4 protein-coding genes and 1 pseudogene are annotated in these 5,696 nt (G+C 69.3%); 2 read left to right on the plus strand and 3 right to left on the minus strand.

The annotated features are described in order from the left end of the window. The 3 genes and pseudogenes from BMG07_RS39425 to BMG07_RS39435 all read right to left on the minus strand — a co-directional run bounded on the left by BMG07_RS39425 (nt 1) and on the right by BMG07_RS39435 (nt 3,482). Complete coding sequence (locus BMG07_RS39425) at nt 1-1,068, minus strand: phosphatase PAP2/dual specificity phosphatase family protein (protein WP_269759855.1); 1,068 nt, start codon at nt 1,066-1,068, stop codon at nt 1-3. Continuing rightward, nucleotides 1,065-2,831, minus strand: a complete 1,767-nt coding sequence (locus BMG07_RS39430) for a bifunctional alpha/beta hydrolase/class I SAM-dependent methyltransferase (protein WP_198089034.1) — start codon at nt 2,829-2,831, stop codon at nt 1,065-1,067. Before BMG07_RS39430 ends, BMG07_RS39425 begins: the two co-directional genes overlap by 4 nt. A gap of 28 nt (nt 2,832-2,859) precedes the next feature. Further along, a pseudogene (locus tag BMG07_RS39435) lies at nt 2,860-3,482 on the minus strand (CDP-alcohol phosphatidyltransferase family protein). Between the two features lie 82 nt (nt 3,483-3,564). Between BMG07_RS39435 and ruvB the strand changes: the two are divergent. Beyond that, the gene (gene ruvB, locus BMG07_RS39440; protein ID WP_198089035.1) at nt 3,565-4,629 is read left to right on the plus strand and encodes a Holliday junction branch migration DNA helicase RuvB; all 1,065 of its coding nucleotides are present in this window, start codon (nt 3,565-3,567) and stop codon (nt 4,627-4,629) included. A 59-nt stretch (nt 4,630-4,688) separates the two neighbouring features. Next, nucleotides 4,689-5,639, plus strand: a complete 951-nt coding sequence (gene dmeF, locus BMG07_RS39445) for a CDF family Co(II)/Ni(II) efflux transporter DmeF (RefSeq protein WP_374221455.1) — start codon at nt 4,689-4,691, stop codon at nt 5,637-5,639. Nucleotides 5,640-5,696 lie beyond the last annotated feature (57 nt).

The raw sequence follows: 5,696 nt of genomic DNA on the forward strand, positions 1-5,696 counted from the left end.
TCAGGTCGAGCAGCGGCACGCAGCGCGCGTGCGGCACGCCGGCCGCAGTTGCAGCTCGGCGCACAGGCTCACGAGCCGGGGCTGGCCGGCCGCGAGCCATTCGGCATGCGTCGGCCGGCGGCCCAGCCGCAGGCCGGGCACCACCTCGACCGAAGCCGGCAGCTTGCGCGTCCAGAGCCAGGCGTTGACGGCCGCGCCGAGCCGGTAGGGCGCGAACAGCCAGCGCGCCGCCCAGCCCATGCGGCCCCGGCCGTTCATCTGGAAGCCGCGCGCGCCGAAGCCGATGTAGTTGAGCGCCACCAGCGCCAGCGATGCCGCCGGCCACGCGAGCCACAACGCCACGCCGCCGCCGAGCAGCGCGGCCGCGAGAAACAGCGCCGCGCCCGCCGCATAGAACCCCGCCAGCTTCCAGCGCTGCGCGTCGCGCGTGCGCCGCCAGGCGCGCGGCATCGACACCACGCGCTCCAGCGGCCACAGCCACACGCAGAAAATGCCGAGCAGCGCGCCGGTCGGGATGTCGATGAAGTGGTGCTGCCACGTCGTCAGCACCGACGCGCAGATGGCAAAGGCCCACACATGGAGCACTAGCCGCGCCCACGCCGCGCGCAAGAACTGCCGGTACCAGTCCCACAGGATCACGGCCAGCGCGATGTGCAGCGACGGCGCCTGGTTGAACGGCTGGTCGAAGCCGCGCAGCGCATTGAACAGGAAGGCCGGCGCCCCCTCGACCGGCGGCTGCCCGAAGCTGAAATGCAGCGGCCATGCGATGAAGCAGGTGCAGGCGATGAGCGTGGCCGTGACCAGCCGCAGCGCATGCCGGTCGAGCGTGTGCCTGCTGCGCGCCAGGAACAGCGACAGCGCGTAGAAGACGTTGATCGTCCAGTACGGAAAGATCGTCCACGGCCAGAATGGCACGTGCCGCTCCCAGTCGAAGGCCATCGACGGCACGTTCGCCCGCGTGGTCGCCCACCAGTTGGCGAAGCCGTAGGTCGCGTAGAACAACGGCCCCAAAAACACCAGCCATGCGGCGGCGCGCTTCCAGGGCCGTTGTGCCAGCCAGGCGCTCATCGCTCGGTGCGCACCGCCAGCGACACCGTGAAGATGCCCCACTCGTCGACCCGCTGGTCGATCTTGCGAAAGCCCGCTTCTTCGACCAGTTGGTCCATTTCGTATTGCGTGCGCCGGCGCATCACCCAGGCTTCGCCCTGGCGGTGGCTGGTGAGGGCGCGCGCGATCATCTCGAGCTGCGGATGCCACGGCTGGCCGGTATAGACCAGGTAGCCCCGGTCTTCCACCGCGTCGCCCACGCCCGCGAGCGAGCGGCGCACCATGTCGTTGTCGGGGAACAGCTCGTACAGGCCCGACACCACGGCCAGCGTGGGGCGCGGCGTCACGGTCGCCAGGCTCATGCGGTCGAAGGCGTCGGCCTGCACGAACTGGGCGACTTCTTCCAGGCCCTTCTCGGCGATGAGCGCGCGGCCGTCGCGCACGTTGATGTCGCTGTAGTCGCGCAGCAGGACCGAGCTGGCCTTGACCGGGCTCGCGAGCACCGCGTCGAGCACGTAGCGGCCGTGGCCGGCGGCGATGTCCATCACGCGCACTTCGCGGTGCATTTCGGCCAGCCGCTCCATCGCGATGCGCAGCAGCTCCTCGACGTGGATCTTGCGCTGGCGAATGCCGCGCCAGCCGATCGATTCCAGATAGGTCTTGTCGACCGAGCGGCCCAGCGCTGAGCTGCCCTTGGGCTGGTTGCGATACACGTAGTCGAGCGTGCTGCCCGAGTCGAAGCCGGTGTCGTGGCCCAGCTTGATGCCTTCGGACAGGGTGCCGCCCAGCTTCAGGCTGGCGCGCGTCATGGCCCAGTAGGCGCCGCGCGGCGACAGGGGCGACAGCGGCTCGGCCAGCGCGCGCGACTCGTCGGCCGTGTCGCCGCTCAGGTGCGCCTCGCGGCGGTCGACCGGCACGGCCGGCTCGTCGAAGCGCTGCAGGATGAATTCGCGGATCTGCGCGACGGCCGGCGCGCGGTCTTTTTCGCCCAGCGTGTCGTGGAAGAAGCCCGGCAGTTCGGTCTTGGTTTTCACGGCGCTGCCCAGCCGCTCGAAGAACTGGTGCTGCGGCTTGTGGTGCACCACCCAGTCGGCGCCCGAAATCAGCAGCTGCACCGGCAGCGTGATCGCGTTGGCGTCGGCCACCACGCGGTCGGCCGCTTCGTACAGGCCCAGCAGGATGTTGACCGCGATGGGCCGCGAAATCAGCGGGTCGCTCTCGTAGCTGGCGATGCGCTCGGGGTCGTGCGTGAGGAACTTCGCCTTCACGTAGCTGTTGACGAAGAACAGCCCGCGCATCTTGTGCATCAGCCCGAGCCCGGCGCGCGCGAACGGCACGTAGAGCTTGACCTTGAAGGCCGGCGAGGCGAGCGTGAGGCCGCGCACCTTGGGCGCGTAGTCGTGCGCCCAGGTCGCGATCAGTACCGCGCCCACACTCTGCGCGACCACATGGATGTCTTGCTCGGGCACGCCGTGCGCGGCGCCGATGTGCTGCACGAAGGTCTGCACGTCGCGCACCGAGGTGCCGAAGCTCGGGCTGTAGCCGCGCTGCCCCGGCGAGCGGCCGTGGCCGCGCGCGTCCCAGGCGAAGAAGTCGAAGTCGGGCAGGTCCAGTTCGTCGACCAGGTGCGCCATGCGCGCGCCGTGTTCGTGGCCGCGGTGGAACAGCACGATGGCGCCGCGCCGCGCGCCGCTGGTGGCGGGCCAGTGGCGGTAGAACAGCGACTCGCCGTCGTGCGTCTGGAAATGGCGTTCGTCGGGAACGCGTGGGGTGTTGTCGGTCATTGAATCCCTGTGAGTCTTGTCTGTTTGTCTATTTGGATGCGATGCTGCCGCCCGCGGCTTCGGCCAGCGCGCGGCGGATGCGGTTGACGGTGGTCCAGGCCACCAGCACCGCGAGCAGCGGCATCAGCCAGGCCGTCCAGCCCGGCAGCGGCCAGCCCAGCGCCACGTAGAGGCCGAGCGCGCCGAACACGAAGGCCCGGTCGCTCTTGCCCAGCGGGCCGTCGTAGCGGCGCGAGGCGCCCACCGTCGGCCCGAGCGCGCCCGCGAATTCGCTGAGCCCGGCCAGCACGATCACCGTGCCGACCCAGAAGCCGCTGAACGGCAGCACCAGCGCAAAGGGCAGGTAGAGCGCGGCGTCGGAGACCACGTCGTCAGTTCGTTGAGCAAGGCGCCCAGCTTGCTCTGCTGGTTGTGCTCGCGCGCCAGCATGCCGTCGATGGCGTTGAAGGCCATGCGCAGGAACATCCACAGCGGGATGAGCGCGAAGGCGGCAAGAGAGGGCGCCGCGAAGAAGAGCCAGAGCCCGAGTGCGACCGATACGACACACGCCGCCAGCGTGACCTGGTTGGCGGTGACACCCATCGCATGCAGGCGGACCACCAGCGGCCGCAGCAGGGCCTGGAAACGCGGCTTCAGTTCGTAGATCGACACGTGCTGGCTTCCCCTCGTTCGTTATATGGCCGAAGCATTCTGCCAGTGTGGCAGGCACTAAACTCAAGCCGAAGACCCTCAAATGACTATCCAGACAGACGACTTCGCGCCCGCCCCTCAACGCGTGGTGTCCGCCGCCCCCGCCTCGCCCAACGAAGAGGCGATCGAGCGGGCCTTGCGCCCCAAGCTGCTCGACGAATACGTCGGCCAGGCCAAGGTGCGCGAGCAGCTCGAAATCTTCATCGGCGCGGCGCGCAAGCGCAAGGAAGCGCTCGACCACGTGCTGCTGTTCGGGCCGCCCGGCCTGGGCAAGACCACGCTGTCGCACATCATCGCGGCCGAGCTGGGCGTGAACCTGCGCCAGACCTCGGGCCCGGTGCTCGAAAAGCCCAAGGACCTGGCGGCGCTGCTGACCAACCTGGAGCCCAACGACGTGCTCTTCATCGACGAGATCCACCGGCTGAGCCCGGTCGTCGAAGAAATCCTGTACCCCGCGCTGGAGGACTACCAGATCGACATCATGATCGGCGAGGGCCCCGCGGCGCGCAGCATCAAGCTCGACCTGCAGCCCTTCACGCTGGTGGGCGCCACCACCCGCGCCGGCATGCTGACCAACCCGCTGCGCGACCGCTTCGGCATCGTCGCGCGGCTGGAGTTCTACACGCCCGAAGAGCTGGCGCTGATCGTGCGGCGCAGCGCCGGCCTGCTCAAGGTCGAGACCGACGCGGCCGGCGGCTTCGAGATCGCCCGCCGCTCGCGCGGCACGCCCCGCATCGCCAACCGCCTGCTGCGCCGCGTGCGCGACTACGCCGAGGTCAAGGGCGACGGCCGCATCACCGAGGACATCGCGCACCGCGCGCTGGCCATGCTCGACGTCGACCCGCAAGGCTTCGACCTGATGGACCGCAAGCTGCTCGAGGCCGTGATCCACCGCTTCGACGGCGGCCCGGTGGGGCTGGACAACGTCGCGGCCAGCATCGGCGAGGAGCGCGACACCATCGAGGACGTGATCGAGCCCTACCTCATCCAGCAGGGCTACCTGCAGCGCACGCCGCGCGGGCGCATCGCCACGCTGGCCGCCTACCGCCACCTTGGCGTGACACCACCCTCGAGCCGTTCCGACGGACAGGATCTTTTCGGAGTTTGACGAGCCAACGCCCATGCACACCCATGACCTGAGCGCCTGGAAACACGACCACCACTTCGGTGCCGACACGCCCGTGCCGAGCGCAGCACGGGCTGGTGATGTGGATCACCGCCGTGATGATGGTGGTGGAAATCGGCGCCGGCTGGTGGTTCAACTCGATGGCGCTGCTGGCCGACGGCTGGCACATGAGCTCGCACGCGCTGGCCATCGGCCTGAGCGCCTTCGCCTATGCGGCCGCGCGCCGCTACGCGCGCGACCCGCGCTTTGCCTTCGGCACCTGGAAGATCGAGGTGCTGGCCGGCTTTGCCAGCGCGTTGGTGCTGCTGGGCATCGCGGCGCTGATGGTGATGGGCTCGCTGGAGCGGCTGTGGTCGCCTTCGGCCATTCACTACCCCGAAGCCATTTCGGTGGCGGTGCTGGGGCTGGTGGTCAACCTGGTCTGCGCGCGGCTGCTGGGCGGGGCCCATCACGGGCATGACCATGGCCACGGGCATGACCACGGGCACGGCCATGACCACGGGCACGGCCATGACCACCACGCGCACGACGACCATGCGCACGGCGACCATGGCCAGGACCTGAACCTGCGCTCCGCCTACATCCACGTCGTCGCCGACGCCGCCACATCGGTGCTGGCCATCGCGGCGCTGCTGGGCGGCTGGTTCTACGGCTGGGCCTGGCTCGACCCGGTCATGGGCATCGTCGGCGCGGTGCTGGTGGCGCTCTGGGCCAAGGGCCTGCTGAAGGAAACCGGCAAGGTGCTGCTTGACCGCGAAATGGACCACCCGGTGACCGAGGAAATCCGCGAAGGCGTCGAGACCATGCTGGCCGATTCGGAAACCCGCGTGGCCGACCTGCACGTGTGGCGCGTGGGACGCGGCGCCTATGCCTGCGCGCTCACGGTGGTGACGCACTCGCCGACGCTGACGGCCGACCAGGTGCGCGCGTGCTTTTCGATGCACGAGGAGATCCGGCATTCGACGGTGGAAATCCAGCGCTGCGCGCATTAGGTTCTTGCTCCTTCCCCCTCTGGGGGAAGGTTGGGATGGGGGCAGCCAGAGCGCCCG

This window comes from Variovorax sp. E3, from assembly GCF_016082275.1.
Classification (GTDB): domain Bacteria; phylum Pseudomonadota; class Gammaproteobacteria; order Burkholderiales; family Burkholderiaceae_C; genus Variovorax.